Genomic DNA, 25,562 nt, shown 5'->3' with positions numbered 1-25,562 from the left:
CCGGGCGGATCTCCTCCATCACGAACTCCAGCACGGCCGTCTCCGTCGGCGCGCCCGCGCGCTGACCCTCCAGCCTCCGTTCCCTGGTGTGTGCCACCCCAGGAGAGCGGACACCGGAGCACACGCTCCGGCCGCCACGCGGGCGGCTCCGCCGTACCCGCGAATCACCCCCCACCTCTCCACCCCCTCGGAGGAAACGCTCTTGAAACCCCGTATCCGGGCACTGTCCCTGTCCGCGGCGACCCTGCTCACCGGCGCGCTCCTGATCGGCGGGGCCTCCGGCGCCAGCGCGGCCCCCGAGAGCTGCAACGTCTCCACCTCGGGGTCCTACGCCTCCAGCTACTGCGCCTCGGGCACCGGTCAGCACCGGGTCGGCGTCACCGTCCTGCACGCCAACCCCTCCGTCGGTTACGTCTACAGCGTGGGGCCGTGGGTCTCCGCGGGCGCCACCTCGACGGCCTACCTCCCGCCGGGGACCATCGTCTCTCTCAGGACCGAGAAGCGCTGACCCGCTGTCCGTACGGCTGACGCACCCCCTGGACCATCACGATCCCGCCAGCCGGGACACCACATAGAGAAAGGGACGGCCACCCACGGCCGCCCGGCACCCGCCGGACGGCCACCGGGTGGCCGTTCTGTCGCCCTAGGCGTCCTCGTCCGCCAGCCAGAGGTCGGGACCGAAGACCTCGTAGTGGACGTCACGCGCCGCCACCCCGGCGTGGATGAGCTGGGTACGCGCCCGGCGCATGAAGGGCAGCGGCCCGCACAGGTAGGCGACCGCGCCCTCGGGCACCTCGACTCCGGCCAGGTCCATCAGCCCGGTCCTGGCCCCCTCCGGTGCCCCGTCCTCGTACCACAGGAGGCTCTCGGCGCGGGACAGCGACCCGAGGTGCTCGGCCGTCTCCTCGCGCAGCGCGTGGTTGGCCGGGGAGCGGTCGGCGTGCAGCAGCATGATCTGACGCTCGGAACCGGTCTCGGCCAGGTGCCCCAGCATCGCGGCGATCGGGGTGCACCCGATGCCCGCCGAGGCGAGCACGAGCGGGCGGTCGCCGTCCTCAAGCGTGACCTCCCCGAACGGCGCGGACAGCGTCAGCTCGTCACCGGCTCGCACCGTCTCGTGCAGCAGACCGGACACCTCGCCCGCGGGCGAGCCGTCACCGCGCACCCGCTTGACCGTGATCCGCCGCAGGCCGTCCCGCCCACCGGACAGGGTGTACTGACGGAGCTGACGGACGCCGTCCGGCATCAGCACCCGGACGCTGACGTACTGTCCCGGCCGCGCGGGCGGCACCGGCTCCCCGTCGAGCGGCCTCAGCAGGAAGGAGGCCACGTCGGGTGTCTCCTCGCGGCGTTCGACGACGCTCCAGCGCCGCCAGGTCCTCTCCCCCTCGCCGGCTCCGGCCTCGGCGTACAGGCGTGCCTCCATGGCGATCAACGCGCCCGCCATCAACCAGTAGACCTCGTCCCACGCCTGCGCGACCTCGGGGGTCACCGCGTCGCCGAGCACGTCGGCGATCGCCCCGAAGAGGTATTTGTGCACGATGACGTACTGGTCCTGGGTCACCCCGACCGCGGCGTGCTTGTGCGCGATCCTGGCGAGCAGCCGGTCGGGGCGCTCGTCGGGGTGGTCGAGCAGCGCGGTCGCGAAGGAGGCGATGGACCCGGCCAGTGCCCTTCGCTGCTCACCGCTGGCCTGGTTGCCGCGGTTGAAAAGACCGTCGAGCAACTCGGGACGGTCGGCGAACATCGTGGCGTAGAACCGCGTGGTGATCGCGTCGAGCGAGGCTCCGATGACGGGAAGCGTGGCGCGGACGGTCTCGGCGGACTCCGGGGAAAGCACGTGGCCTCCAGGGGAGGGGATGGGAGAGAACGGGAGGAAGTTAAATATTCATCTGACATGCAAATTAAAGCCCGTGATCTCCACCGGCCACCGGGGCCGAAAGCCATCTCCTCTAGGGACGAAGGTCCCCCTCCCGCCCTTCCTGCCCCGGACCCCGTCCGAGCAGGACGAGCGCGGGGCCGGTCGGGGAGGCCACCAGGGACTCGACGGTGATCCGGTCGAGCGAGGCGAAGAACGCCTCCCTGGCCTCGGCCAGCGCCGTACGGAGCCTGCACGCCGCCCGCAGCGGGCACGGCGGGTCGTCCTCGCATCCGGCCAGGTCTCCCCCGCTCTCCAGCGCGCGGGCGATGCCGCCGATCGAGGCGTCCCGGCCCGCGCCGGTGAGCCGGAGCCCGCCTCCGCGTCCCCGCCTGGTCTCGACCAGGCCGAGCTCGACCAGGCGCGCCACCGCCTTCGCCGCGTGTGAGTACGGCACCGCCAGCCCCAGCGCGACCGTACGGGTGGTGAGCAGGTCCTCTTCCCGTGCCACGGCCAACCGCATCACGATACGAAGTGATATGTCGGTGAAGGCGGTCAGGCGCATGTCCTCACCGTAGGCCTTCGGGAGGCCTGCGGACCCGTTCCCCGGACACGACCGGGGAACGGCGGGGACGGGGGAGAATCGGGGTGTGGAACGCACCAGAGGCCGCATTCCCGGACGCACCGGATGCTGAGGCTGGACCGGCTGGTCAACGTGCTCGGCGGGTACGGCGCCCGGCTGTGCTGCGCCCCTGCCTCCCGGGACGTCGAACTGCGCAGTGTGGTCGTGCACGACCCGACCGACGCCCGTCCCGCGACGGGTGAGGTGTTCCTGGCCGTCGGCGTGGACTCGGCGGCCGAGGCGGTCCGCCTGGCGCGGGCGGCGCGCGCCGTCGCGATGCTGGTGCGGGTGAGCCCGCCGCTCGACGAGGCCGTGCTCGCCGAGGCCGTGGGCGCCGGCATCGCCGTGCTGCTGGTCGAGCCCGAGGTCTCCTGGAGCCAGCTGTCCGGGGTGGTCTACGGCCTGGTGCTCGAAGGGCGCGAGACCGACGCCGGGCGGGGGCCCACCGACCTGTTCGCCTTCGCCGACACCCTCGCCGACGAGGTCGGCTCCGCGGTGACGATCGAGGACCAGATGTCCCGCGTCCTGGCCTACTCGGGCTCGCAGCAGACCGCGGACCCGGCCCGGCTTGAGACCATCCTGGGCAGGCGGGTGCCGGATGCCGTACGACGGCTGTTCGAGGGCAAGGGGGTCTTCGCGCACCTGGCGACCTCCGACGAGCCCCTGTTCGTCGGCCCCTCCCCCGAGCACGGCCTCAGGGGCCGCATGGTGGTCGCCGTGCGGGCGGGGCGTGAGCTGCTGGGGTCGATCTGGGTCGAGTGCGAACGGCCCCTGCCGGAACGGCACAGGACGGTCCTCGGTGACGGGGCCCGGGCGGTGGCGCTGCACCTGCTGCGCTCCCGGGTCAGCGCCGACCTGGAGCGCCAGGTGGAGTCCGACCTGGTCATCCGCCTGCTGGAGGGTACGGCCGACGCCCACGCGGTGATCACCAGGCTCGGCCTGCCGAGGGGACGGTTCCGGGTGATCGCGCTCCAGGCGCACATCGCCGAGGAGCGGCACGCCGCGGTGCTGCTGGCGTTCGAGCGGGCCACCACCGGTTTCGGCTGGTCACGGCCCGGGCGCAGCACGCTGTTCGGCAACACCCTGTACACGCTGCTGCCCTGCGGCAACGACGTGACCCCCGCCCTGGACTGGCTGGCCGCGATGGTGCGGGTGCTGCCCCGGCAGGTCACCGTGCTCGCGGGCGTCGGCGGCGCCGCGGACCCGGCGCAGCTGCCCTCCTGCAGGCAGGAGGCCGACGAGAGCCTCGCCCTGCGGGCGGCCCGGCCCGGCGGCGGCGTCGCGGTCGTCTACGACGAGTCGTGGGATGAGATCCTGCTGCAGCGGCTACGGGCCGCGGCCTCGGCGGGGCGCGTCCCCTCCCGGGGCCCCGTCGCCGACCTGACCAGGCACGACGCCGAGCACGGCACCCGCCACATCGCGACGCTGCGCGCCTGGCTTGAGGCGCAGGGGGACCTGGCCGCCGCCGCCGAACGTCTCGGCGTGCACCCGAACACGGTGAGATACCGGCTCAGGAGGATGGCCGAGATCACCGATCTGCGGCTCGACGTGCCGGAGAAGCGGCTGGCGATGATCATCGCCCTGGCCGTCGGCCGCCCCTGATCTTCGGTCTTTGTCGTTGTCCGTCAAACCTCCCCGATCCACTTGTCCGCGGCATACAGTTCATTTCCCCTCTGTTCCGACGATGCTCGAATGGTAGGAACCCCTCAAGAAGCGAAAGAAGTGGTCATGGGTGTCGACGGTGGGCCGCGCTCGGTCGTGGTGATCGGTGCCGGTGTGGTGGGCCTGTCCACCGCGTGGTTCCTGCGGGAGCACGGGGTCGAGGTCACCGTGGTCGACCGCGACGGCGTCGCGGCGGGCGCCTCGTGGGGCAACGCGGGCTGGCTCTCCCCCGGTCTGGCGATCCCGTTGAACGAGCCCGGCGTCCTGAAGTACGGCCTGCGCTCCCTGCTCGACCCCGGCGCGCCGCTGCACGTGCCCGCCACCCCCGACGTCAGGCTGTGGACCTTCCTCACCCGGTTCGCGGCGAACTGCACCTGGAGGTCGTGGAACCGCGCCGTTCGCGCCAACCTCGCCTTCAACGAGGAGTGCCTCGCGGCGTTCGACACCCTGACCTCCAACGGTGTCGAGGCCCCGACCATCAAGGCCCCCATCACCGCGGCCTTCGAGAACGTACGGCAGGCCACCGGCCTGCTGCACGAGCTCAGGCGTATCGACGGCTCCGGCCTGAAGATCGACTACACCGCGCTCGACGGCGACGCCCTGCGCGAGCAGATGCCGCAGCTGTCCTCCAAGGTGCGGGCGGGCATCCGGCTCGACGACCAGCGTTACGTCGACCCGGGACGGTTCACCCACTCGCTGGCCGAGTCGGTCGTCGCCAAGGGCGCCGTCATCCGCTCCGGCTTCCGGGTGACCGGGGTGCACGAGGAGGCGGGCGGCCTGGCCGTACGGTCGGGGGCCGGGGAGACGGTCGTCGCGGACGCCGTTGTCCTGGCGACCGGCGCCTGGCTGAACGATCTCGGCGCCGCCTGGGGGGTCCGGGTCCCGGTGCGCGCGGGACGCGGCTACTCCTTCACCGTCCCCACCGACAAGCCCGTCCCCGGGCCGGTCTACCTGCCCGCCGTCCGGGTGGCGTGCACGCCGTACCAGGACAAGCTGCGGGTCGCGGGGACGATGGAGTTCCGTGACGCGGACGCCCCGCTCGACCGGGCACGCATCGACGCGATCATCGCCTCGGCCAAGCCGCTGCTGTCCGGCGTCTCGTGGGACGGGCTCACCGACGCGTGGGTCGGCCCGCGTCCCGTCACCCCCGACGGCCGTCCCCTCGTCGGGGCGACGAACGCGCCCGGCAGGTTCGTCGCGGGCGGGCACGGCATGTGGGGGCTCACCCACGGCCCGGTCACCGGGCGCCTGCTCGCCGAGCAGATCGTCACGGGCAGGCAGCCCGCCGCCCTGCGGGACTTCGACCCTGTCCGCTGAAGGTCCGCTGAAGGGTCCGCTGCAGGACCCACTCCGTGAGGCCCGGTGGATCCGGGCCTCACGGAGTGGTCGTCAGGCCAGGGTGACCGTGACCGGCAGGGTCTTGATGCCGTTGACGAAGTTCGAGCGGACGCGGCGCGACTCGCCGGCCGGCCTGATGTCGGAGATCCGGGGCAGCAGTTCCTCGAACATGACCCGCATCTCCAGCCTGGCGAGCGCGTTGCCCAGGCAGAAGTGCGGGCTGCCCTTGCCGAAGGTGATGTGGTCGTTGTCGGCGCGGGTGACGTCGAACCGGTAGGGGTCGTCGAAGACCCGCTCGTCCCGGTTACCCGAGGCGAACCACATGACGACCTTGTCCCCCTCGCGAATCCGCCTGCCGTGCATCTCCACCTCACGCGTGGCCGTACGGCGGAAGTGGTAGACCGGGGAGGCCCAGCGCAGGAACTCCTCGACGGCGCCCGGCATCAGCGACGGGTCCCGGCGGAGCCGCTCGGCCTCGCCCGGGTTGTCGATCAGCGCGCGCATGGAGTGCGTGATCGCGTGCCTGGTGGTCTCGTTGCCCGCGACCACCAGCAGCAGGAAGTAGTTGTCGAAGTCGCGCTCCGACAGCGGGACCCCGTCCGCGGTCGGCTCGTTGACGAGCTTGCTGACCAGGTCGGTGCCGTCGCCGCCCCGGCGCTTGCGGGCCAGCTCCCGGCCGTACTCGAAGACCTCAAGGGAGGCGGGGCTGCGGAAGGGCAGGTCGCGGTACTTCTCGCTCTCCTGGCTGTGCAGCAGCACGTCGGCGTAGTCGGGATCGGTGTTGCCGATGATGCGGTTGCCCCAGTCGATGAGTTGCTGGGTGTCGTCCTCGGGGACGTCGAGCATCTTGGCGAGCACGTTGATCGGGAAGTCCGCCGAGACCTCCTTCACGAAGTCGAAGGTGCCCTTGGCCAGGGCGGCGTCCAGGGTCCTGGCGGTCAGGCCACGCAGGAACACCTCGTATCCGGCGATCGCGCGGGGCGTGAACTGGCGCTGCAGGATCCGGCGGAGCACGCCGTGCCGGGGGCCGTCGGTCTCCAGCAGGGAGCGCCGGATGGTCGCCTGGCGCTCGTCCACCTCTTCGAGGTTGGTGAACTTCGTCGAAGTGAAGGTCTCGGCGTCGCGGTCGACGGCCACGATGTCGGCGTGCCGGGTCACCGACCAGAAGCCGCTGCCGTACTCGCCCTCGTCCTGCCAGTGCACCGGCGCCTCGGCCCTGAGCACGTCGAACATGCGCCAGGGGGTGTCGCCGTCCAGGAACTTGTCGTTGTCCGCCAGGTCGACCTCGTCGAGGCGCATGGATCTCCTCCGGATGGTGTTCGGATGACGTCCCGTCACTCCTGGACGGGGTCGGTTTCGAGCAGGTAGTAGGGACCGGCGCCGAGCAGGTAGCTGTCGAGCTCGGCGCCGGTCGGGAAGCTGTTGAGGACGGCGGCGTCCCGCTCCCCCGGATGGCCGGCGGCGCCTTCCACGGAATCCATGCTCATGGTGTCTCCCTCGACTCGCCTCATTTGGCCTCGAACCATATGTTCGACGTCAGTCCCGAAAAGGACGCAAAGGCCAGGAAAAAACCACCTCTGAGCGGACTTTTCGCAGCTCAGGATGGATCGTACGGGTCCGAACAAGTATAGGTCACCCTTGCCGGAGCCCCGATCCCCCGATCGGCGCCGCCGCACACGGCCGTCAGTCCCGCACGGGCGCCCCCTGCCCGATCCGCGCGTAGGCCCGCGGATCGGCGGACCTCAGGTAGGCGCCGTAGACCAGGCCGACGACGCCGACCAGCACCACGACTGCGGGCAGCGCCCAGTTGAGCGCCGAGTCCGGCGGGGTGCCGAGCAGGGCGGAGAAGTTGGTGAACGCGACGTACAGGACGGCGAACAGCGCCAGCCCGGCCAGCACCGGGGCGATCGCCACGTTCCAGGCGCTCTCCCCCCGTCGTTCCCTGCGGAAGAAGCCGACGACCGCGACCGAGGTGGCGACCAGCAGCAGGATCACGCCCAGCGCGCCGAGGTTGGTGAACCAGTTGAACAGCGTGCCCATCGGGTCCCCGCCGAACAGGCCGAAGGCGAGCACGACGACGGCCGCGAAGACGGTCTGGCTGACCGACCCCATGTACGGCGAGCCGTGCCTGGGGTGCGACAGTCCCAGCTTCTGCGGCAGCACGCCCTCACGGCCGAGCGCGAAGAAGTACCGCGCGACCGCGTTGTGGAAGGAGAGCGTGGCGGCGAACACCGCCGTGATCAGGAAGACCTGGCCGAGGGTCGAGAAGGCCGGGCCGAGCGCCCGTTCACCGAGCACGAAGACCAGTTCGGGGCCGTGTTCGCGGGAGGCGGCGATGACGTCGCCCGGCCCGGCCCCCATCGCGGTCGCCCAGGCGGTGAAGGCGTAGAAGACACCGATCACGGCGACGGCGATGTAGGTGGCCCGGCTGACGGTCCTGCGCGGGTCCCGGCACTCCTCGCTGTAGATCGCCCCGGACTCGAAACCCATGAAGGCCGCCATCGTCCACAGGAACGCGGCGCCGACCGCTCCCGTGGTCAGCGCGCTCCAGCCGAACGGCTCCAGCGACAGCCCCTGTGGGGCGGTGGAGATCTGGGAGATGTCGAAGACCAGGACGAGCAGGCCCTCGCACACCAGCAGGACGGCGAGCACCCTGGCGTTGAGGTCGATCCTGCGGTAGCCGAGGAGGGCGATGACCGCCAGGAAGACGAGCGAGACGATCCACCAGGGCACCTCGACACCCAGGGTGCCGGAGAGGAATCCCGAGGTGCTGAAGCCGAGCAGGCCGTACAGCCCGACCTGCATGGCGTTGTAGGCCACCAGCGCCACGAAGGCGGCGCCGACACCGGGGACACGGCCGAGGCCGTGGGTGATGTAGGCGTAGAAGGCGCCCGCGTTGGAGATGTGACGGCTCATCGCGGCGTATCCCGCCGAGAAGAGGGCGAGCACGGCGGCCAGGATGAGGAACATCAACGGCACGCCGAGCACACCGGTGGTCGCGAAGTTCTGTGGGGTTCCACCCGCCGCGACGGTCAGCGGGGAGGACGCGGCGACCACGAAGAACACGATGTCCGGCACGCCGATCCGTCGGCGTGACAGCGTGGCCGGGGTGGCTGCCGATTCGTTGACGGCCATGGCGACCCTCCATTGGGACAGAACAGAAGCATGGGGCGGCACGGAGACATGTTTCGTTCGTACCCGTACGAACCACGTGGCCGGGATCGTATGTGCTCAAATGAAGTTGACGCAAGAGCCCATTCCCACGGATCGAAAATCCGGCCCGCATGTCGTCGGTGAAACCAGGGCGAACGGCGGAACCTCCCCCAACCCATCCCGCCGACCTGCGAGTTCACCGACATACCACGAAAAATCGCGACATTGTTCGAGCGATTCGTTTGACTCCAAACGAACTGTCACCGGCCTTGACCGTCACCATTGGCAGGTCCTAGTTTGTTTGGAGTCAAACGGTTAGGAGAAGCGGATGGCCACTGTCGCCGGTATCCCCGTCCGCAACGACCACCGGATCGGCGGCGAGCGGGTCGGTGCCCGCCCGACGGCGGGGACGGTGTGGGCGAGCCACCTCTCCATGCGGGGTCTCAAGGCGCCGATCGGCGGAGCCCGGGGCCTGCCGTGCGGGCGGTTTCCCGGCGCCGCACCGACCCCTGTCCCTCCCCGTATCACCAGGAGTAGTGAAATGAAGGTCATCGTCGACATGGGCGTCTGCAAGGACCACGGGCAGTGCGTCTTCTCCGCGCCCGAGGTCTTCCGGCTCGACGAGAACGGCCGGCTGGCCTACGAGCCCGACGTGGACGAGGCGCTGCGCGACGCCGTCGAGGAGGCCGCCGACGTGTGCCCGCTGCAGGCCATCACGGTCGAGGGGTGACGGTGGCAGCGAGCCGGATCGTGATCGCGGGCGCCTCCATGGGCGGCCTGCGAGCGGCGGAACGACTGCGGGCGGGCGGTTTCACCGGGGAGATCGTCGCGGTCGGCGACGAGCGGCACCTGCCGTACAACCGGCCGCCGCTGTCGAAGGAGGCGCTGGCCTCGGAGGTCACGCACGAGGCGGTCGCCTTCAGGCTCCGCCCGGCGGTGGCCGACGTGATATGGCGGCTCGGCGTCCCGATCGCCTCGGCCGACCTGGCCGCGCGCGCCGTACGGCTCGCCGACGGCACCGAGATCGGCTACGACGGGCTGGTGGTGGCGACCGGGATGCGTCCGAGGCGGCTGCCCGTACCCGGCCCCGAGGGGCGGCACGTGGTGCGGACGCTTGAGGACGCGGCGGCGCTGCGCGCGCGGCTGCTGCCGGGGACCAGGGTGCTGGTCGTCGGAGCCGGGTTCATCGGCTGTGAGGTCGCGGCGACCGCCCGCGTGCTCGGCTGCCGGGTCACCGTGGTCGCCCCCGAGACCGAGCCGATGCTCCGCCCGCTCGGCGCCGGGTTGGGGGCCGCGCTCCGGCGCCGTCACGAGGAGGAGGGGGTGCGGTTCCTGCTGGGCCGTACGGTCAGGCGCTTCCTCGGGGAGGGTTCCCCCGCGGGGGCCGAGTTGTCCGACGGGACCGTGGCCGAGGCCGACGTGGTCGTCGAGGCGGTCGGCTCCACGGCCAACACCGAGTGGCTCGGGGGCAACGGCCTGGACCTGTCCGACGGTGTGCTCTGTGACAACGCGCTGCGGGTCGAGGGCCGTCCCGGCGTGGTCGCGGTCGGCGACGTGGCGCGCTTCCCCAACCCCCGCTACGACGACGTCGCCCGGCGGGTCGAGCACTGGAGCGTTCCTACGGACACGGCCAAGCGCGCGGTGCCGACCCTGCTGGCCGACCTCGGGCAGGCCGGGCACGATCCGGCCCCGTTCACGCCGCTGCCGACCTTCTGGAGCGACCAGTACGACCTGCGCATCCAGTCCTTCGGCGCCCCGGGGCTCGGCGGCGACGACATCCGGGTGCTGGAAGGCGATCTCGGCGGGGAGGTCGCGGTCGGTTACCACGACGGCGGCGGACTCGTCGGTGTGGTCATGATCGGCCTGCCCTCGGCCCTGGCCCGCTACCGCGCCGAGCTGATGCGGGCGCCCGCGGCGGTCTGACCCCGCGTCCCGCGGGACGCTCACCCGTGCGTCGGCACCGCTGTGCGGCCGTGCCTTCCGGAGGCCGGGAACACACGGATGCCCGGCGGGGCACGGCTGGCGCCGGGCGGCGTGACGTTGTTCAGTGAGGGCATGAGCGCGGGCAGGGGCCGGGTCGCCGTCGTCGTGATGACGCCGGGCGGTACCCGGCCGCCCGTGGACGGCGACGTCTCATGGAGGCCTCAATGAGTGACACCCCCGTCCTGGCCGACTCCGTCAGGATCACCGACGACGCGGTGGAGATCCTCGACCGGCGCGTCTACCCGTTCGAGGTGCGCTGGGTGCGCTGCACGACCAGCGAGGAGGTCGCGACGGCCATCGAACGGATGGTCACGCAGAGCTCGGGACCGTTGTTCGCGGCGACCGCCGGACTCGTCCTGGCCGCCCGCGAGGCCCGGCGGGAACCGCCCGAGGAGGCCGTCGCCCACCTGCGCCGGGCGGGTGCCAGGCTCATCGCGACGCGGCCGACGAACAACCACATCCGCGACGCCGTGCAGGGAGTGCTCGGGGTGGTGCTCGACGGGCCGGAGGCGGCCTCGGGCACGGAGCTGGTCGAGGCGGTCACCCGGGCCGCCCACGCGCACGACGCCGCCTACCGGGAGCGCAGCGCCGCCCTGGGCCGTCACGCGGCGAGCCTGCTCGGTGACGGCGCGCGGGTGCTCACCCACTGCTGGGCCGACGCCTTCCTCATCGCGACCGTGCGGGCGGCGCGGTCCGCGGGCAAGCACCTGGAGTTCGTCTGCACCGAGACCCGCCCCTACCTGCAGGGGGCCAGGCTCACCGCGGCCACGCTCGTCGAGATGGGCTACCGGCCGACCCTGATCACCGACGGGATGGTCGCGGCCGCGCTGGCCGACGGGCTCGCCGACGTGACGCTGACCGCGGCCGACCGGGTCACGCTCGACGGTCACGTGGTCAACAAGGTCGGCACACTGGGGGTCGCCCTGGCCGCGAACGCCTTCGGCGTGCCGTACCACGCGCTGATCGACGCGCCGGACCCGCAGGCGCGCACGATCGACGACGTCGTGATCGAACGGCGTGACGGCGACGAGGTGCTGCACGTGCTGGGGCGGCGCACCGCGGCGGAGGGGGTCGTCGGCTACTACCCGGCCTTCGACGCCACCCCGCCGCGCCTGGTGACCAGAATCGTGACCGAGCACGGCGTCTACGAGCCGTCCCGTGTCCGCGACCACTTCGCCGTTTCCGGCCGCACCGAGGAGAGCTGATGGTTCACGGCATCGAAACCGACGCCCCGTCGCACGCCCCCGACCTCGTGGAGGTGCTCGCCCGATGACCGGATGGACCGTGCTCGACATCGAGGGGACGACGAGTTCCACCGAGTCCGTACACGTGGGGCTCTACGCCTTCGCCAGGCCCAGGCTCGGGCCGTGGATCGAGGCGAACCGGGACGACCCCGAGGTCCGTGCCGCCGTCGAGGAGATCGGCGGCGCCACGACCGAGGAGGTCGTGAAGGTGCTGCACGACTGGATGGACCACGACGTCAAGGCGACGCCGTTGAAGACGCTGCAGGGGCGGATCTGGGCGGAGGGGTTCGCGGCGGGCGAGCTGACCGCGCACTTCTTCCCCGACGTGGCCCCGGCCCTGCGCGCCTGGCACGCCGAGGGGAGGCGTCTGGCGGTCTTCTCCTCCGGCTCGGTCTCCGCCCAGCGCCCGTGGTTCGCGCACACCGGGGACGGGGACCTGTCCGTCCTCATCGAGGGGTGGTTCGACACGGTGAACGCGGGGCCGAAACGGGAGGCGTCGTCCTACCGGCGCATCGCCGCCGAACTCGGCGGGACGGACCTGCTCTTCCTGTCCGACGTGCCCGCCGAACTGGACGCGGCCGCCACCGCGGGCTGGCGGACCACGGGCCTGCGCCGTCCTGGCGAGCCAAGTGAGAACGCCGACTTCGGCCCGCACCCGGTCGTGGCGTCCTTCGGGGAGCTGAGTTCCGGGGAGCCGGGCTTCGGGGGGCCGCGATGAGCGCCGGGCGGGACTTCCGTACGGCGGAGCTGGTCCTCGGGGCCGGTGCCCGGCTGGCGGCCGAGTCGGCGCGTTTCGCCGGGCTCGGCTGGATGCGCGGCACCTCGGGCAACCTCTCCGAGGTCGTCAGCCGTGACCCGCTGCGGCTGGCGGTCACCGCCAGCGGCCTGGACAAGGGTGAGCTGACCGCCGCCGACGTCTCGGTCGTCGGCCCCTCGGGTGAGATGGTGCCGGTCGAGGGCGTCGAACCGCGCAGGCCCTCGGCCGAGGCGGGCCTGCACGCTCGGGTCGCGGCGCTGACCGGCGCGGGCGCGGTCGTGCACGTCCACACCGTCAACGCCGTCGTCGCCGGGCACCACTGGCCCGCAGGCGTGCCGCTGCGCGACATCGAGATGCTCAAGGGCATCGGACGGCTGGCGCACGACGACGAGGTGGTCGTCCCGGTGATCGCCAACAGCCAGGACATGGCCGAGCTCGGAGACCGTTTCGAGGAGGCCCACGACGCGGCCGTCCCGGCGGTGATCGTGGCCCGGCACGGCCTGTACGCCTGGGGCCGGGACCTGACGCACGCCAGGCACGTCACCGAGTGCGTCGAGTGGCTGCTCGCCTACGCCGTCGCCGTACGCTGAGGCACCGCGCCGGCCCTCGGCGTACGGGGCCTGCGGCCGTGACACGGCGCGGCACGGGCGGAGGCCGTCGCCCTACCCGGCCGGTCGCCCCGCGCGGATAACCGCTGGCCGCGTGCCGACCCTGCGTGGCAGGGTGTGACGGTGCCCGACCTGACCGGACTGCCGCGTTCCGTCGCCGAGGCCGTCGCCGCCGAGCGTGACGGCGGACGGCTGCGTTACCTGTTCTTCTGGGGTCACCGGCCGCCGCGCGGGGGCGGCGCCGGTGCCGGATGCCTCAGCCAGTGGTGGCGGGCGCCCTTCCCTGCGGAGAACGCCTTCGGCGGCGGCGAGCACCTCTTCCCCTCGGCGGAGCACCACATGATGGCGCACAAGGCGTGGCTGTTCGGCGACGACGAGACGGCGGCGGCGATCCTCACGGCCACGCACCCCGGCGAGGCCAAACGACTCGGCCGCGAGGTCCGCGGCTTCGACGAGGCCGTGTGGGCGGAGCACCGGTACGCGACCGTCGTGCGCGGCAACACCGCCAAGTTCGGCGCGCACCCGGAGCTGGGGGACTTCCTGCTCGGCACCCGGGACCGGGTTCTGGTCGAGGCCAGTCCCGTCGACCCGATCTGGGGCATCGGACTGACCGCCGACGACGAACGCGCCGCCTCCCCGGCCACCTGGCGGGGTCTGAACCTGCTCGGCTTCGCCCTCATGGACGTCCGCGACGTCCTTGCGGGAACCCGCTGAGGGCGAGTCCGTGAAAGCGATCCGGTGGATCGGGTGAGAAGGGGTGACCGCCGACCGCGTTGGAAACGGGAGACCTTCGTGACCTCGATCTCATGGGCCGTCCGTACGGGGAGCCCCGAGGCCGTGCCTCACTCCCTCGACGAGGCCGAGTGGTTCGGCGCGATCTTCGACGCCCACTTCGCCGAGATCCACCGCTACGCCGCCCAGCGGCTGGGCGACGACGTCGCGGAGGACATCGTCTCGGAGACCTTCCTCACGGCGTTCCGCAAACGGTCGCGTTACGACCCGTCCCGCGCCGGGGTCCGCGCCTGGCTGTACGGCATCGCGACCAACCTCATCGGCAGGCAGCGCCGCGTCGAGGTGCGCACGCTGCGCGCGCTCGGCCGGCACGGCCCCGCCCCCGACGCCCCCGGGCACGAGGATCGCGTCGCGGCGCGGGTCAGCGCGGAGAGCCTGCGGCCGAGTCTCGCCGCCGCCGTCGCCGAACTCCACCAGCGTGACCGCGACGTGCTGCTCCTGGTCGCCCTCGCCGACCTCAGCCACGAGGAGGTCGCGGCGGCCCTGGGCATCCCCTACGGAACCGTGGGATCACGCCTGAACCGGGCCAGGCGGAAGCTGCGCGCCGTCCTGGGTGAGACCAATCCGATGCTCGACCCCGAGGAGACCCGCCGTGGATGAGCTGGAGACGCTCCGCGAGCTGTACGGCGAGCCACGGCCCGACCCGATCCTCAAGGCCAAAGTGCGCCAGGCCCTGGACGCCGAGGCCAGGCGGCCACGCCTGAGGTTCGTCAAGGGGATCACCGGGGTGCTCGCCGCCACGGCGACGGTGGGCACGGTGGTGGCCACGGCGGTGGCGGTGGCGGTCGTGGTCACGGGGGCCACGACCGCCGGACCGGGGCGGGCGCCCTCCTCGGCGGCGTCGCCGTACGTCACGGAGAGCGCGACCGGCTCCGGGCGGTCGATCCTGCTGGCCGCCGCGGTGACCGCCGAGGCGGACGTCGCCGCCGACGGCCCATACTGGCACGTCAGCAAGCTGAACCGGCGGACCTACCCGGAGTCGTTCGGCGACGAGGGCGACCGTTACCGGGTCGTCGAGTCACGGCTCACCGAGCAGTGGGTCGCCGAGGACGGCGACGGGATCTGGGTCGGGACCCGCTCCCTGGGCGCGCGTCCGGCGGGCGAGGCCGACGAGGAGGCCTGGCGTCGTGACGGCTCCCCCGCCACGTGGCCGGTGCCCGGCGGGACGTTGTCCGCCGCACCCGACCGGGGCCGGCTCAGGGCCGTGACCGACGGGACGGCGTTCAGCATGGCGGGAAAGCCGATGACCCTCGAACAGATCAGGGCGCTGCCCACCGACCCCGGCGCCCTGCGGGAACAGGTCGCCGAACTGGTCAGGGACGCGCCGGGCGGCTCTCTCGACGGCGTCGTCGCGGACGCGCTCAGCGGCCTGCTGTGGAGCAAGCCGTCGCCGCCGAAGGTGCGCGCCGCCGCCTACCGGGCGCTCGCCGACCTGCCCGAGGTGCGTTATCTCGGTGAGACGAAGGACGAACGGGGCAGAGCCGGGGCGGCCTTCTCCTTCACCCTGCAGACCGCAGGCGCCACACGGCTCCCGGTGGCCGTGCGGCGGACCCTCGTCATCGACCCCGTCTCCTCACAGGTGCTGTCCTCGACCGTGACCGGCAAGCCGGGCAACGGGGACGACCAGGTCGAGGTGGTCCTTGAGGCGGGCTGGACGACCGGAAGACCGGCCGTCCCCGCCCTCCCGGTCAGCTGAGACAGGCGGGCTCGGTCGCCAGGTCGCGGAGCAGGTCGGCGAAGGCGAGCGCCTGCTCGGCCGTCATGCGGGGCTCGGGGCCGACGTAGAAGACCACGATGTCGCCGTTGAGCGACGTCGTGGCGGTGAACGGAAGCGTTGGGGAGATAACCATGATGCTCCGCATTCTTGCCTGCCCCACCGACAGTTCGCACATGGTTTACGCCCGCGGAGCCCGGCGGAGGCCGTGACGGGAGAGGGCGGCGCCCCACCGGCCGAAGCCCCGTCGGGCGGTGGGGACGCCGTCCGTACGGCGCGGTCCTCACGCCAGGCCCGCGATGTCCTCCGCCCAGTGGCAGGCCACGCGGTGCCCCGGAACGACCTCCCTGACCTGCGGGACCTCCTCAGCGCAGCGGGTCTGCCTGCGGAAGGGGCAGCGGGTGTGGAAGGGGCAGCCGCTCGGCGGGGCGGCCGGGCTCGGCAGGTCCCCGCTGAGGATGATCCGCTCCCGCCGCGCCTCGGCCACCGGGTCGGGCAGCGGGACCGCCGACATCAGCGACACGGTGTAGGGGTGCAGCGGGCGTTCGAACAGCTCCCCCGAGTCCGCCTCCTCGACCAGCCTGCCGAGGTACATCACACCGACCGTGTCGCTCATGTGCCGCACCACGGCCAGGTCGTGGGCGATCAGCAGCGTCGTCAGCGACAGCGTCCGCTTGACCTCCTGGAGCAGGTTGACGATCTGCGCCTGGACCGAGACGTCGAGCGCGGAGACCGGTTCGTCGGCGATCAGCAGGTCGGGTTCGAGGATGATCGCCCTGGCGATGCCGACCCGCTGGCGCTGGCCGCCGGAGAACTCGTGCGGGTAGCGGTGCTCGGCCGTGCGTGGCAGCCCGACCTGGTCCAGCGTGTTCAGCACCTTGGCGCGCCGCTCCCCGCGCCCGCCGGGCACGCCGTGCACACGCAGCGACAGCTCCAGGATGTCGCCGACGCTCTGGCGCGGGTTGAGGCTGGCCATCGGATCCTGGAAGACCATCTGCATCCGGCGGCGCATCGGGCGCAGCGCGCGTTCCCGCATCCCGGCCAGGTCGACGCCGTCGAAGAGCACGCTGCCCGAGGCGACCGGTTCGAGGCGCAGCAGCGCGCGGCCGAGGCTTGACTTGCCGCAGCCCGACTCCCCGACCAGCCCGTACGTCCGCCCCTTCGGCAGGTCCAGGCTGACCCCGTCCACGGCGCGGACGTACTCGACGGGGCGGTTGGTGACCGCGGCGCGCCTGGCCGGGTAGCGCACCCGCAGGTCGCTGATCCGCACCAGCGGCTCGGGGCTCTCCCCCTCGGCGGGAGCGGCGGACTCCCGCGCCGTGACAGCGGCGGAGACGGGGACGGGGGCGTCGCCCGCCGGGTGGACGCACCGGAACCGGTGGCCGGGAGAGTCTTCGGTCATGGGCAGGCCGGGGACCATGCAGGCCTCGTCGGCCACCGCGCACCGGGACGCGAACGAGCACCCCGACTCCCAGGGCAGCCGGTCGAACGGCGAGCCGGGGATCGGGGTGAGCGGCGTGTCCCGCGGGGAGTCGAGGGCCGGGATCGAGGCGAGCAGGCCACGGGTGTAGCGGTGCATGGGCCTGCGGAACAACTCCTCCGCCGAGGCCGTCTCGACGACCCGCCCGCCGTACATCACGCTGACCCGGTCTGCCAGGCCCGCGACGACGCCCAGGTCGTGGGTGATCATCAGCAGGGCCGCGCCGTGGTCCCGGGCCAGCCTGGCCAGCAGTTCGAGGACCTGGGCCTGGATCGTGACGTCGAGCGCCGTGGTCGGCTCGTCGGCGATGAGCAGCTTGGGGCCGCACGCGATCGCTGTGGCGATCATGACGCGCTGGCGCATGCCGCCGGAGAGCTGGTGCGGGTACTGCCGCATCCTGCGGCGCGGGTCGGGGATGCCGACCTCGCGCAGCAGCTCCTCCGCGCGGGCCCCGGCCGCCGCCTTCGACAGGTCGGTGTGCCGCAGCAGGACCTCGGTGATCTGCACGCCGATCGGCACGACCGGGTTGAGCGAGGTCATCGGGTCCTGGAAGACCATCGCCAGGTCACGGCCGCGCCTGGCCGACAGCTGCCGGTCGTTCAGCGTGGTCAGGTCCTCGCCGTCGAACACGATCTCGCCCTCGACCCGCGCCGAGGCGGGCAGCAGCCCGAGCAGCGCCAGCGCGGTCGCGGACTTGCCGCAGCCGGACTCGCCGACCAGCGCCACGACCTCCCCGGCCTCGACGGTGAGGCTGACGCCGTCCACGGCGGCGATCGCGGGCTGGGCGGAGGCGAACCGTACCCGGAGGTTCCGTACGTCGAGCAGGGACATGGTCACCTCGTGGTCTTCGGGTCGAGGACTTCGCGCAGGGCCTCACCGACGAGGGTGAAGCCGAGCGCCGTGACGGCGATGCAGGCGCCGGGCAGCAGCGCCAGATGGGGGGCGCTCTCCAGCCTGGCCTGTGCCTTGACCAGCATGCGGCCCCACTCGGCGACCGTCGGGTCGGCCTGCCCGAGGCCGAGGAACGACAGCGCGGCCACCTCGATCGTCGCCGTCGCCAGGACGAGGGTGGCCTGCACGATCACCGGACCGACCGAGTTGGGCAGCATCTGGCCGAACACGATCCGGCTCGTCGGCACGCCCACCGAACGGGCCGCGACCACGTAGTCCAGGCCTCGCTGGGCCAGCATCGACCCTCTGAGCAGGCGGGCGAAGACCGGCACCTGCGCCGCCGCGATGGCGATCATCACGGCGACCGGACTGCGGCCCATCACGGCGGCGACGCTCACCGCCAGCAGCAGCGCGGGGATCGACAGCATCACGTCGGTCACCCGCATCGCCAGCGTGTCGACCCAGCCGCCGAGCCCTCCGGCGAGCAGGCCGACCAGCGCCCCGACGAGCAGGCCGAGCCCGGTCGCGGTGACACCGATCACCAGCGACTGCCGCGCGCCGTACACGAGCTGGGTGAACAGGTCGGAGCCGAAGCTGTCGAGGCCGAGCAGGTGGCCGGGGCCCGGCCCCGGCACCGACGACGGGGTGATCCTCCCCGCCCACTCGGCGCTGCCCGGCTCGTACGGCGTCAGCAGCGGCGCGGCGAGCGCGATCACCGTGAACAACAACACGATGACGCCTCCGGCGACCGCGGACCTGCGTCGGAGCAGGCGGCGCAGCGCGACCCCCCACGTCCCGCCGGCCCGCGCCGGGACGGCTGCGGCGGTCGGGGCGCTCATCGCTGCCTCGCCCTGGGGTCGATGACCGCGTACGACACGTCGACCAGCAGGTTGACGATCGCGTAGATGACCGCGATGAACAGCACGAATCCTTGGAGCACCGGATAGTCCAGATGGTTGACGGCGGTGAACAGGAACTCCCCGACCCCGTTGAGCGCGAACACCGTCTCGGTGAGCACCGCCCCGGCCAGCAGGGCACCGGCCTGCAGGCCGATCGTGGTGGAGACGGGCAGCAGCGCGTTGCGCATGACGTGCCTGCGCCGGATCACGGCCCGGGTCAGGCCCTTGGCGCGCGCGGTGCGGACGAAGTCCTCGTTCATCACTTCCAGCACCGAGGCCCTGGTGATCCGCACGATGATCGCCAGCGGGATCGCCCCGAGGGCCATCGCGGGCAGGATCAGGTGGCGCAGAGCGTCCCAGGCGGCGTCCCACTCCCCGGTCAGCACCCCGTCCAGCACGTACAGGCCGGTCGGGTGGGTCGCGTCGAGCCTGACGTCCTGGCGTCCCGCCGTCGGCAGCCAGCCGAGCCGGATCGCGAAGACGTACTTCAGGAGGTAGGCCAGGAAGAACACCGGGACCACGACCCCCAGCAGGGACGCCCCGACGGACAGGTGGTCCAGCGGACCGCCCCTGCGGCGGGCGGCGAGGTAGCCGAGCGGGATGCCGGCCACGACCGCGAGGCCGAGCCCGGCGACCGCCAGCTCGACGGTCGCCGGGAAACGCTCAAGGAAGCTGTCCACCACGCTCTGGCCCGTCCTGATGGAGGAACCGAGGTCGCCCCGCGCGAGCCGCCCGAGGAAGAGCAGGAACTGCTCGGGAAGCGACCGGTCGAACCCGTACAGGTGGTTGACCCGGTCGATCCCCTCCTGGGTGGCCCGCTCGCCGAGCAGTGCCCGCGCCGGGTCCCCGGGCAGCAGCCGCAGCCACACGAACAGCAGCAGGCTGAGGCCCAACAGCACCGGCACGACCAGGGCCAGGCGCCGGGCGACGAAGGCGATCATGTCGTCTGTTCCCTAGCCCTTGATCTGGAGGTTGTTCCACACCTCGGCCGCGAGCGGGCTGGTGACGTAACCGGAGATCCTGGGCGAGAGCGCGAGCGAGGGGACCGGGTGGGCCACCGGGATGCCCGGCAGCAGGTCCATGAGCTCCTTGCTCACCGTGGCGTACTTCTCGCCCTGCTCGGTGAGGTTGCGCGCGCTGCGCGCCGCGGCGACCGACTCGAACAGCTTCTTGTCCTCGAAGCCCCACTCGACGGTCTTGCGGCCGAAGAAGATGCCGAGGAAGGTGTCGGCGCTGTTCATGATGCCCGTCCCGCCGAGGAGGTACAGGCCGTGGTCGGTCTTGGCCTTGATCCTCTCCAGGTACTCGGGACTCCACTTCTCCGGTACGGCGTTGACCTTCAGCCCGACGGCCTCAAGCTGGGTGCGGATCGCCACGAAGGTGTCCTCCGGACTCGGCATGTACGGCCTCGACGTACCGGTCGGGTAGTTGAAGGTGACCGTCTTGCCGACCGCGCCCGCCTCTTCGAGGAGCTTCTTCGCCTTGGCCGGGTCGTGGTCGTAGGTGGCGACGCTGTCGGCGTAGCCGTTGACCGGCGGCGGGATGAACTGCTCGGCGGGCTTGGTTCCCGCGGGCAGCGTCTGGGAGACGATCGCCTGCTTGTCCAGGGCGTGGGCGATCGCCTTGCGGACCCTGATGTCGGCCAGCAGCGGGTCGGCCTGGTTCATGCCGAGGTAGAGGATGTTGAGCGGTTCCCTGGGCAGGACCTGGAAGCCCGCGCCGGACAGCCCCTGCACGTCCGCGGGCGCGACCAGGTCGTAGCCGTCGATCTCACCGCTCTGCAGCGCCTGCAGCCGGGCGGTGCCGTCCGGGATGATCCGTACGACGATCTTGTCGATCTTCGGCTTCCCGCCCCAGTAGCCGGGGTTGGCGCGCAGCGTCAGCCGCTGTCCCTTCTCCCATGACTCGAACAGGTACGGTCCCGTGCCGGTGGGGTGGGCGGATGAGTACTCGTTGCGCCGGACGTCGCCGGAGGCGCCGGGGTCGTCGGCCTTGTACTGCTTCAGGGCGGCCGGGCTCTGCATGGCGAACGACGAGATGGCCAGCGCGGGGATGAGGCTGCCGTAGGGGCGGGTCAGCGTGATGGTGACCGCGTCGCCCTCGGCGGCGCAGCTCTTGTAGATGCTCTTGGTGAGCGCCGGGTTGTCGCTGGTCTTGAAGCCGGCGAAGACCAGTTGGTACAGGTTGCTGATGTTCTCGGCCTGCAAAGGACCGTTCCAGTTGTACCAGCGCTCGAAGTTGAAGCAGACGGCCTCGGCGTCGAAGGGTGTGCCGTCGGAGAACTTCACACCCTTGCGGAGCTGGAAGGTGTAGTTCAGGCCGTCGTCGGTCTGCGACCAGGAGGTCGCCAGGCCCGGCGCGGGCTCGGCCGTGCCGGGCTTGATCGACACCAGACCTTCGAAGATCTGGTTGGCGACCCGTGTGCTCTCGCTGTCGGCGACGAACGCCGGGTCCAGCGCGACCGGCTCTGAGGCGGCGGCGAAGACGAACGTCCCCGCCTTGTCGCCGCCCGCGGCCGTCTTCTGCGTGCCGCGTTCGCTGGAACAGGAGGTGATCGCCAGCGCGAGACCGGTGGCACCGGCGACTGCGATCAGGCGTCGGATGCGCGTGGTGGTTGGGCTCACGGGTCGGCCTTTCTTCAAAACAGATGGTTGGAGCTTGTCCCCCGACGGGTGCGCTCGCGCGCGGGTCAGCCCACGGCGGGCTCGGTGTCGATCTCTCCGACCCGCAGCTCGTCCGGGTTCTGGGGCAGGTCGGCGACGGCGGCGCGCACGCCCTCCGTGCCCAGCCTGTTCACCAGGTCGAGCGCGCCGAGGTTGGCCTTGAGCTGTCCGACGCTGCTGGCTCCGAAGAGCACCGAGGCCGTACGCGGGTGGGTGAGGGCGAAGGCGATCGCGAGCTGCGCGGCGGTCGCGCCCAACGCCTCCGCCCGTGCGGCGAACGCGTCGCGGACCTTCTCGGCGTGCCTGGTCATGCCCGTGGGGCCGAGCGGGCGCTCGCTGCCGGCGGCGCGCCGCCCCGCCAGCACACCGACGGCCAGCACGTTCGTCGTCTGGATGACCAGGTCCCAGCGCTCCATGACCTCGGCCAGCTCACTGTCCTCGCCCATCTTCCTGGCTATGGCCGAGTACGGCAGCTGCAGCACGCTGGGCAGCGGCATGCCCTCCTGGTGCGCGTAGGCGCAGGCCTCGTCGATCTCGGCGGGGGTCGCGTGGTTGATGCCCCAGTACCTGGTCAGCCCTGCCTCCACCAGCCCGGCCATCTGACGGACGATGTCCTTCATGTCCACGACGGTCTGGAAGTAGTAGGCCGTGTCCGGGTTGTAGATGACGCAGTCGGCCGCGTCCACCCTGGCCCGGGGCAGGGACTCCGCGAGCTGGTCGCGGAAGGAGGGGCGCGGCCCGCCGTACCAGAGCTTCTCGGTGTGGAAGTAGTCCTCCCTGGCGATGCCCGCCGCGTCCCGCGCCGCCGCGAACCGCATGTCGGTCTCGGAGACCGGATCGTCCGGCCGGGCGGCCGAGGTGTAGTGGCCCACGTCGAACCACGTCACCCCCGCGTTCCTCGCGGTCGTCAGGAACTCGACGATGTCCTCGTGACGCATCCGGTCGTAGGTGTGGTAGGAGCCGATGCTCAGCGCGGACACCTTGGGACCGTTAACGCCCAGGGAGTGATACCTCATCATGCGGCGGTGTCTCCGTACTCTCGGTTGGGTTCGACCAGCGTGGGCAGCGCCGCAAAATTTGTCAATAGATTGACCGTCAATACATTGGCAGTCATCATGATGGTTGAATGTCCTGATCGTTCCCACCACCCAGACAAGCGGAGCCGTGCCGTTGCCCAGTGACCGCGCACCGAACGCCGAGACCGCGCCCGACGCCGTGGAGGACACCACCATGTGGTCCCTGATCGGCCAGGCGGTCGAGTCCGTCCCCCCGCAGATCCCCGGGGTCGACGACGAGGCCATGCGGCTGTGCATGACGCTGCACTGCGCGACGAGCCTCGTGTTCTACGACCTGTCCGCCACCCTCAGGCGCGCCGACGCCGTCGCCGCCCCCACGCTCAAACTGCTGCTGATCCTCTACATGTACGGGGAGATGGAGTCCCGGGACCTGATCAGGCTCTCCGGGATGAGCAGGGCCGCGGCCTCCGCCCTGCTCGACAGGATCGTCGGCCAGGAGATGATCGAGCGCCGCCTGTCGGAACGCGACCGCAGGACCCACGTCGTCACCCTGTCGGAGAAGGGCAGGACCGCCTTCGTCGAGGCGTTCACCGTGTACAACGCCAGGGAGCGTTACTGGGCGGAGACGCTGACCCGCGCCGAGCGCGACCAGCTCATCGGTCTTATCGGCAAACTGGTCAACGCCCGCCTCGACGACGGCAACCTCCGCCGCAGGCAGTGACACCCCACCGGCGGGAACCTCGGGGGTCTTGAAGCCTCGGGGTCCTCGGGACTTTGGGATCTTGGAGCCCCGAGGGTCCCGAAGCCTGGAGGCCTGGGCCCTGAGAGCCCTGGAGTCCTTGGGGTGCCTGGGGTCCTCCGAGGCCTGGGGTCCTCGGAGACCCTGGAGCACGACATGATCACGACGTGTCCGTGCGGGATCACCGCTCCCTACGATCATGATCTATGACAACTCGCCGTGTTTTGACGGTCTCCGCCGGAGTCCTGGCTCTGCTGTTCTCCACCCCGGTCGCCGCGGGCGCGTACCCCGTCGTCGGCGCGCCCGAGCTGACCCAGAACCCGCTCTACACGGTGCCCGCCCTGCCCTCGATCTCCTGCAAGGCGGTCAAGGGCACCACCAAGGCCTCAACGACGGCCTACCTCAAGAAGGTCGTCGGTTGCCTGAACACCGCCTGGGGCAAGCGGGTGAAGGACTTCGTCCCGGCCGAGGTGACGATCAAGGACACCTACGAGCACAGCCCCTGCTACACCGGCATCAAGGTGTCCGGCTCCCTCGCCGCCGGCTGCAACCGCTCCGTCGAGGTGCAACTGCGCTCCGACTGGATCAAGGCCAAGTCCGAACTGCCCGTCCTCGTCGGGGTCGCCCGCGCCTACGCCGGGTTCGTCCAGACGCAGACGGGCATCAGCGAGGCCTGGTGGGCACTGCGCTACGACGGCGAGGAGGCCGAGATGAACGAGCAGACCCACCGCTTCTACCAGCAGGCCGACTGCCTGGCCGGAGTGTCCGTCAGGAGCCTCGGCCGTACGGCCCGCGACTGGGGGCGTCTGCTCTCCGCAGGAACGCCCAAGGAGTACGGCAGGTTCATCCCCAGGTGGTACGGCAAGCCCGCCAACCGTCTCGCCTGGTTCAAGACCGGCTACGGATCGGGGAAGCCCGGCGCCTGCAACACCTGGAAGGCTCCCTCCCCCAAGGTCGCCTGACCTCCGAGCGGCGCGTCCCCTGGGACGCGCCGCACCCGGGGAACGTCAGAGGCCGCCATCAGGGAAGGGGTGAAATATCGGTATGTTGCTCCACAACGCCTCCCCCACCGCGGTCAGCGCCCACCACACACCCCCCGCCACCAGCAATCCGAGCAACACCGCCACCACGACCAACCGCCCAAGAGAACCCCAGGACCCCATACCGACTAAGACTCCGGCACAGGGCACGGAGTTCGACGCTTCCGGGAGATCACGGCCTTCCCAGCAGAAGCCGTTCGACGTCTCAAGAAGCCTGGGACCGAGAGCGGCCGGACAGTCGTCATCTGAGTCGATCAGCAGTAGGATCCCTCCCGCACCGGTGAGCTGGTAGGACGCCTGGAGGACCGCGTTCTCGACCCCGCCACGGGCGACAAGTCCGCTGCGGGGGACACGGCGGGGCGGAGAGATCCGTACCTCCCAGCGCGAAAGCGCCCCGGCGATCCTGCGAAGCAGGACAGGAAGCGCGGACACCTCACCGTCGCCCTCCACGATGGAGGCGATCGTGACCGGGCCGCTCATGCGCCTGTCTCCGGCCGGAGCTGACCGTCGCGCAACGGTTCGCCAAGGGTGGCGTGCCCTCTTCGAGAAGGGCGCGGCTGACCCCGTCGATCTCGCCGACCACGGTCACCCCGTTCCCCATCGCCACGACCCGGACGGAGGCCGGATCGATGCCGTCCCGGTCGAGCAGTTCGGCGCTCTGAGTAGCGATCACGACCTGGACGAACTCACTCGCCTCCGTCAACGCGTCGAACAACGCCCCCGCCGCGGCGGGGTGGAGCGCGGTCTCCGGTTCCTCGCGGCCACCAGTTCCGCCTGCCCGTCGAGTACGGCCGGCTGGAACAACGCGGCCGGCACACCGGCCGCGTGCAGGATCCCCACGGAGATGGCCTCCGGCCCGAACGGCCGCTCCGCGTCCCGGGTACGGAGTTCCACGGCCGAGTACTTGTCGACGAGCCGCTCGTCCACGCCCAGCGCCTCCGGGACCATCGCGCCGAGATAGTCGTCGATTCGGGCCTTGAACACGGGATACCGGAACGCCGGCTCTCCCGGCGTCGGCCCGATGTGCTTTCCCGAGTAGCCGACCCTCCCGGTTCGCCGGCTCGGATGGAACCGCCGCATCTGGTCGACGTCCCACCGTACCC

The 25,562-nt window shown here is 71.5% G+C and carries 27 protein-coding genes; 14 read left to right on the top strand and 13 right to left on the bottom strand.

Annotation, left to right across the window (positions count from 1 at the left end):
* Window positions 1-202 precede the first annotated feature (202 nt).
* The gene (locus tag ACIBVQ_RS01635; RefSeq protein WP_362910680.1) at window positions 203-508 is read left to right on the top strand and encodes a hypothetical protein; all 306 of its coding nucleotides are present in this window, start codon (window positions 203-205) and stop codon (window positions 506-508) included.
* A gap of 135 nt (window positions 509-643) precedes the next feature.
* Here ACIBVQ_RS01635 and ACIBVQ_RS01630 read toward each other — a convergent pair whose 3' ends face one another.
* Together ACIBVQ_RS01630 and ACIBVQ_RS01625 are read right to left on the bottom strand one after the other, a co-directional pair.
* A complete protein-coding gene (locus ACIBVQ_RS01630) occupies window positions 644-1,840 on the bottom strand; it encodes a globin domain-containing protein (protein ID WP_399174979.1) in 1,197 nt (398 codons plus the stop codon).
* 112 nt (window positions 1,841-1,952) lie between these two features.
* Window positions 1,953-2,423 carry an Rrf2 family transcriptional regulator gene (locus ACIBVQ_RS01625; RefSeq protein WP_352008706.1) on the bottom strand — a complete coding sequence of 157 codons (471 nt, stop codon included), beginning with the start codon at window positions 2,421-2,423 and terminating at the stop codon, window positions 1,953-1,955.
* Between the two features lie 123 nt (window positions 2,424-2,546).
* Between ACIBVQ_RS01625 and ACIBVQ_RS01620 the strand changes: the two genes are divergently transcribed.
* Window positions 2,547-4,082, top strand: coding sequence for a PucR family transcriptional regulator (locus ACIBVQ_RS01620; RefSeq protein ID WP_399174977.1), 1,536 nt, complete (start codon window positions 2,547-2,549; stop codon window positions 4,080-4,082).
* Between the two features lie 126 nt (window positions 4,083-4,208).
* A complete protein-coding gene (locus tag ACIBVQ_RS01615) occupies window positions 4,209-5,459 on the top strand; it encodes an FAD-dependent oxidoreductase (protein WP_352008704.1) in 1,251 nt (416 codons plus the stop codon).
* Between the two features lie 72 nt (window positions 5,460-5,531).
* Here the strand turns inward: ACIBVQ_RS01615 and ACIBVQ_RS01610 are convergent, their stop codons facing one another.
* The 3 genes from ACIBVQ_RS01610 to ACIBVQ_RS01600 form a co-directional block, all read right to left on the bottom strand.
* Window positions 5,532-6,779: a cytochrome P450 gene (locus tag ACIBVQ_RS01610; RefSeq protein ID WP_352008703.1), complete on the bottom strand. Its 1,248-nt coding sequence runs from the start codon at window positions 6,777-6,779 to the stop codon at window positions 5,532-5,534.
* A 35-nt stretch (window positions 6,780-6,814) separates the two neighbouring features.
* Entirely contained in the window at window positions 6,815-6,961 is a 147-nt protein-coding gene (locus tag ACIBVQ_RS01605) for a hypothetical protein (protein WP_352008702.1), read from the bottom strand.
* A gap of 202 nt (window positions 6,962-7,163) precedes the next feature.
* Window positions 7,164-8,615 carry an APC family permease gene (locus tag ACIBVQ_RS01600; RefSeq protein WP_386190227.1) on the bottom strand — a complete coding sequence of 484 codons (1,452 nt, stop codon included), beginning with the start codon at window positions 8,613-8,615 and terminating at the stop codon, window positions 7,164-7,166.
* A 346-nt stretch (window positions 8,616-8,961) separates the two neighbouring features.
* Between ACIBVQ_RS01600 and ACIBVQ_RS01595 the strand changes: the two genes are divergently transcribed.
* From ACIBVQ_RS01595 to ACIBVQ_RS01560, 8 genes are all read left to right on the top strand, one after another.
* Window positions 8,962-9,363 carry a ferredoxin gene (locus ACIBVQ_RS01595; RefSeq protein WP_399174974.1) on the top strand — a complete coding sequence of 134 codons (402 nt, stop codon included), beginning with the start codon at window positions 8,962-8,964 and terminating at the stop codon, window positions 9,361-9,363.
* Window positions 9,360-10,556 (top strand): NAD(P)/FAD-dependent oxidoreductase, encoded by a 1,197-nt coding sequence (locus ACIBVQ_RS01590; RefSeq protein WP_399174972.1) that lies wholly within the window; start codon window positions 9,360-9,362, stop codon window positions 10,554-10,556. Before ACIBVQ_RS01595 ends, ACIBVQ_RS01590 begins: the two co-directional genes overlap by 4 nt.
* 224 nt (window positions 10,557-10,780) lie before the next feature.
* Complete coding sequence (locus ACIBVQ_RS01585; RefSeq protein WP_362910695.1) at window positions 10,781-11,821, top strand: s-methyl-5-thioribose-1-phosphate isomerase; 1,041 nt, start codon at window positions 10,781-10,783, stop codon at window positions 11,819-11,821.
* A gap of 64 nt (window positions 11,822-11,885) precedes the next feature.
* The gene (gene mtnC, locus ACIBVQ_RS01580; protein WP_386190223.1) at window positions 11,886-12,578 is read left to right on the top strand and encodes an acireductone synthase; all 693 of its coding nucleotides are present in this window, start codon (window positions 11,886-11,888) and stop codon (window positions 12,576-12,578) included.
* The gene (gene mtnB / locus ACIBVQ_RS01575; RefSeq protein ID WP_399174969.1) at window positions 12,575-13,207 is read left to right on the top strand and encodes a methylthioribulose 1-phosphate dehydratase; all 633 of its coding nucleotides are present in this window, start codon (window positions 12,575-12,577) and stop codon (window positions 13,205-13,207) included. Before mtnC ends, mtnB begins: the two co-directional genes overlap by 4 nt.
* Window positions 13,208-13,342: 135 nt before the next feature.
* On the top strand, window positions 13,343-13,939 hold the full coding sequence (locus ACIBVQ_RS01570; RefSeq protein WP_362910699.1) for an NADAR family protein: 597 nt from the start codon (window positions 13,343-13,345) through the stop codon (window positions 13,937-13,939).
* Between the two features lie 78 nt (window positions 13,940-14,017).
* Window positions 14,018-14,617 (top strand): RNA polymerase sigma factor, encoded by a 600-nt coding sequence (locus ACIBVQ_RS01565; protein ID WP_352008694.1) that lies wholly within the window; start codon window positions 14,018-14,020, stop codon window positions 14,615-14,617.
* A complete protein-coding gene (locus ACIBVQ_RS01560; protein ID WP_399174966.1) occupies window positions 14,610-15,713 on the top strand; it encodes a CU044_5270 family protein in 1,104 nt (367 codons plus the stop codon). The genes ACIBVQ_RS01565 and ACIBVQ_RS01560 overlap by 8 nt, the downstream gene beginning before the upstream one ends.
* On the opposite strand, the gene ACIBVQ_RS01555 is transcribed toward ACIBVQ_RS01560, so the two are convergent.
* The 6 genes from ACIBVQ_RS01555 to ACIBVQ_RS01530 all read right to left on the bottom strand — a co-directional run bounded on the left by ACIBVQ_RS01555 (window position 15,706) and on the right by ACIBVQ_RS01530 (window position 22,683).
* Window positions 15,706-15,867: a hypothetical protein gene (locus tag ACIBVQ_RS01555; RefSeq protein ID WP_352008692.1), complete on the bottom strand. Its 162-nt coding sequence runs from the start codon at window positions 15,865-15,867 to the stop codon at window positions 15,706-15,708. The genes ACIBVQ_RS01560 and ACIBVQ_RS01555 overlap by 8 nt on opposite strands.
* Window positions 15,868-16,014: 147 nt before the next feature.
* Complete coding sequence (locus ACIBVQ_RS01550; protein ID WP_386190219.1) at window positions 16,015-18,042, bottom strand: dipeptide ABC transporter ATP-binding protein; 2,028 nt, start codon at window positions 18,040-18,042, stop codon at window positions 16,015-16,017.
* A gap of 2 nt (window positions 18,043-18,044) precedes the next feature.
* The gene (locus ACIBVQ_RS01545) at window positions 18,045-18,941 is read right to left on the bottom strand and encodes an ABC transporter permease (protein WP_352008690.1); all 897 of its coding nucleotides are present in this window, start codon (window positions 18,939-18,941) and stop codon (window positions 18,045-18,047) included.
* Window positions 18,938-19,942, bottom strand: a complete 1,005-nt coding sequence (locus tag ACIBVQ_RS01540) for an ABC transporter permease (RefSeq protein ID WP_352008689.1) — start codon at window positions 19,940-19,942, stop codon at window positions 18,938-18,940. Before ACIBVQ_RS01540 ends, ACIBVQ_RS01545 begins: the two co-directional genes overlap by 4 nt.
* A gap of 12 nt (window positions 19,943-19,954) precedes the next feature.
* Window positions 19,955-21,625, bottom strand: a complete 1,671-nt coding sequence (locus ACIBVQ_RS01535) for an ABC transporter substrate-binding protein (RefSeq protein ID WP_352008688.1) — start codon at window positions 21,623-21,625, stop codon at window positions 19,955-19,957.
* A 65-nt stretch (window positions 21,626-21,690) separates the two neighbouring features.
* On the bottom strand, window positions 21,691-22,683 hold the full coding sequence (locus tag ACIBVQ_RS01530) for an aldo/keto reductase (RefSeq protein WP_362775018.1): 993 nt from the start codon (window positions 22,681-22,683) through the stop codon (window positions 21,691-21,693).
* A gap of 151 nt (window positions 22,684-22,834) precedes the next feature.
* Here ACIBVQ_RS01530 and ACIBVQ_RS01525 point away from each other — a divergent pair, with 151 nt between their 5' ends.
* Together ACIBVQ_RS01525 and ACIBVQ_RS01520 are read left to right on the top strand one after the other, a co-directional pair.
* A complete protein-coding gene (locus tag ACIBVQ_RS01525) occupies window positions 22,835-23,401 on the top strand; it encodes a MarR family winged helix-turn-helix transcriptional regulator (RefSeq protein ID WP_399174962.1) in 567 nt (188 codons plus the stop codon).
* 224 nt (window positions 23,402-23,625) lie between these two features.
* Window positions 23,626-24,381 carry a hypothetical protein gene (locus ACIBVQ_RS01520; protein ID WP_399174960.1) on the top strand — a complete coding sequence of 252 codons (756 nt, stop codon included), beginning with the start codon at window positions 23,626-23,628 and terminating at the stop codon, window positions 24,379-24,381.
* A 45-nt stretch (window positions 24,382-24,426) separates the two neighbouring features.
* Here ACIBVQ_RS01520 and ACIBVQ_RS01515 read toward each other — a convergent pair whose 3' ends face one another.
* The gene (locus ACIBVQ_RS01515; protein ID WP_399174958.1) at window positions 24,427-24,939 is read right to left on the bottom strand and encodes a hypothetical protein; all 513 of its coding nucleotides are present in this window, start codon (window positions 24,937-24,939) and stop codon (window positions 24,427-24,429) included.
* Between the two features lie 53 nt (window positions 24,940-24,992).
* On the opposite strand from ACIBVQ_RS01515, the gene ACIBVQ_RS01510 reads away from it, so the two are divergent.
* Window positions 24,993-25,121, top strand: a complete 129-nt coding sequence (locus ACIBVQ_RS01510) for a hypothetical protein (RefSeq protein WP_399174957.1) — start codon at window positions 24,993-24,995, stop codon at window positions 25,119-25,121.
* A 37-nt stretch (window positions 25,122-25,158) separates the two neighbouring features.
* Here ACIBVQ_RS01510 and ACIBVQ_RS01505 read toward each other — a convergent pair whose 3' ends face one another.
* Window positions 25,159-25,443, bottom strand: coding sequence for a hypothetical protein (locus ACIBVQ_RS01505; protein ID WP_399174955.1), 285 nt, complete (start codon window positions 25,441-25,443; stop codon window positions 25,159-25,161).
* Window positions 25,444-25,562: the final 119 nt, after the last annotated feature.

The sequence above is a fragment of the Streptosporangium sp. NPDC049376 genome (assembly GCF_044466505.1).
GTDB lineage: Bacteria > Actinomycetota > Actinomycetes > Streptosporangiales > Streptosporangiaceae > Streptosporangium.
The sequence above is the reverse complement of the archived record's forward strand: the minus strand, read 5'-3'. Positions and strand labels throughout refer to the sequence as shown.

Coding starts and splice junctions, on each gene's coding strand:
- ACIBVQ_RS01585 (WP_362910695.1), top strand. CDS start 10,781: ATGAGTGACACCCCCGTCCTGGCCGACTCCGTCAGGATCACCGACGAC.
- ACIBVQ_RS01545 (WP_352008690.1), bottom strand. CDS start 18,941: ATGAGCGCCCCGACCGCCGCAGCCGTCCCGGCGCGGGCCGGCGGGACG.
- mtnB (WP_399174969.1), top strand. CDS start 12,575: ATGAGCGCCGGGCGGGACTTCCGTACGGCGGAGCTGGTCCTCGGGGCC.
- ACIBVQ_RS01605 (WP_352008702.1), bottom strand. CDS start 6,961: ATGGATTCCGTGGAAGGCGCCGCCGGCCATCCGGGGGAGCGGGACGCC.
- ACIBVQ_RS01620 (WP_399174977.1), top strand. CDS start 2,547: ATGCTGAGGCTGGACCGGCTGGTCAACGTGCTCGGCGGGTACGGCGCC.
- ACIBVQ_RS01540 (WP_352008689.1), bottom strand. CDS start 19,942: ATGATCGCCTTCGTCGCCCGGCGCCTGGCCCTGGTCGTGCCGGTGCTG.
- ACIBVQ_RS01515 (WP_399174958.1), bottom strand. CDS start 24,939: ATGAGCGGCCCGGTCACGATCGCCTCCATCGTGGAGGGCGACGGTGAG.
- ACIBVQ_RS01595 (WP_399174974.1), top strand. CDS start 8,962: ATGGCCACTGTCGCCGGTATCCCCGTCCGCAACGACCACCGGATCGGC.
- ACIBVQ_RS01530 (WP_362775018.1), bottom strand. CDS start 22,683: ATGATGAGGTATCACTCCCTGGGCGTTAACGGTCCCAAGGTGTCCGCG.
- ACIBVQ_RS01550 (WP_386190219.1), bottom strand. CDS start 18,042: ATGTCCCTGCTCGACGTACGGAACCTCCGGGTACGGTTCGCCTCCGCC.
- mtnC (WP_386190223.1), top strand. CDS start 11,886: ATGACCGGATGGACCGTGCTCGACATCGAGGGGACGACGAGTTCCACC.
- ACIBVQ_RS01520 (WP_399174960.1), top strand. CDS start 23,626: ATGACAACTCGCCGTGTTTTGACGGTCTCCGCCGGAGTCCTGGCTCTG.
- ACIBVQ_RS01625 (WP_352008706.1), bottom strand. CDS start 2,423: ATGCGCCTGACCGCCTTCACCGACATATCACTTCGTATCGTGATGCGG.
- ACIBVQ_RS01600 (WP_386190227.1), bottom strand. CDS start 8,615: ATGGCCGTCAACGAATCGGCAGCCACCCCGGCCACGCTGTCACGCCGA.
- ACIBVQ_RS01610 (WP_352008703.1), bottom strand. CDS start 6,779: ATGCGCCTCGACGAGGTCGACCTGGCGGACAACGACAAGTTCCTGGAC.
- ACIBVQ_RS01555 (WP_352008692.1), bottom strand. CDS start 15,867: ATGGTTATCTCCCCAACGCTTCCGTTCACCGCCACGACGTCGCTCAAC.
- ACIBVQ_RS01615 (WP_352008704.1), top strand. CDS start 4,209: ATGGGTGTCGACGGTGGGCCGCGCTCGGTCGTGGTGATCGGTGCCGGT.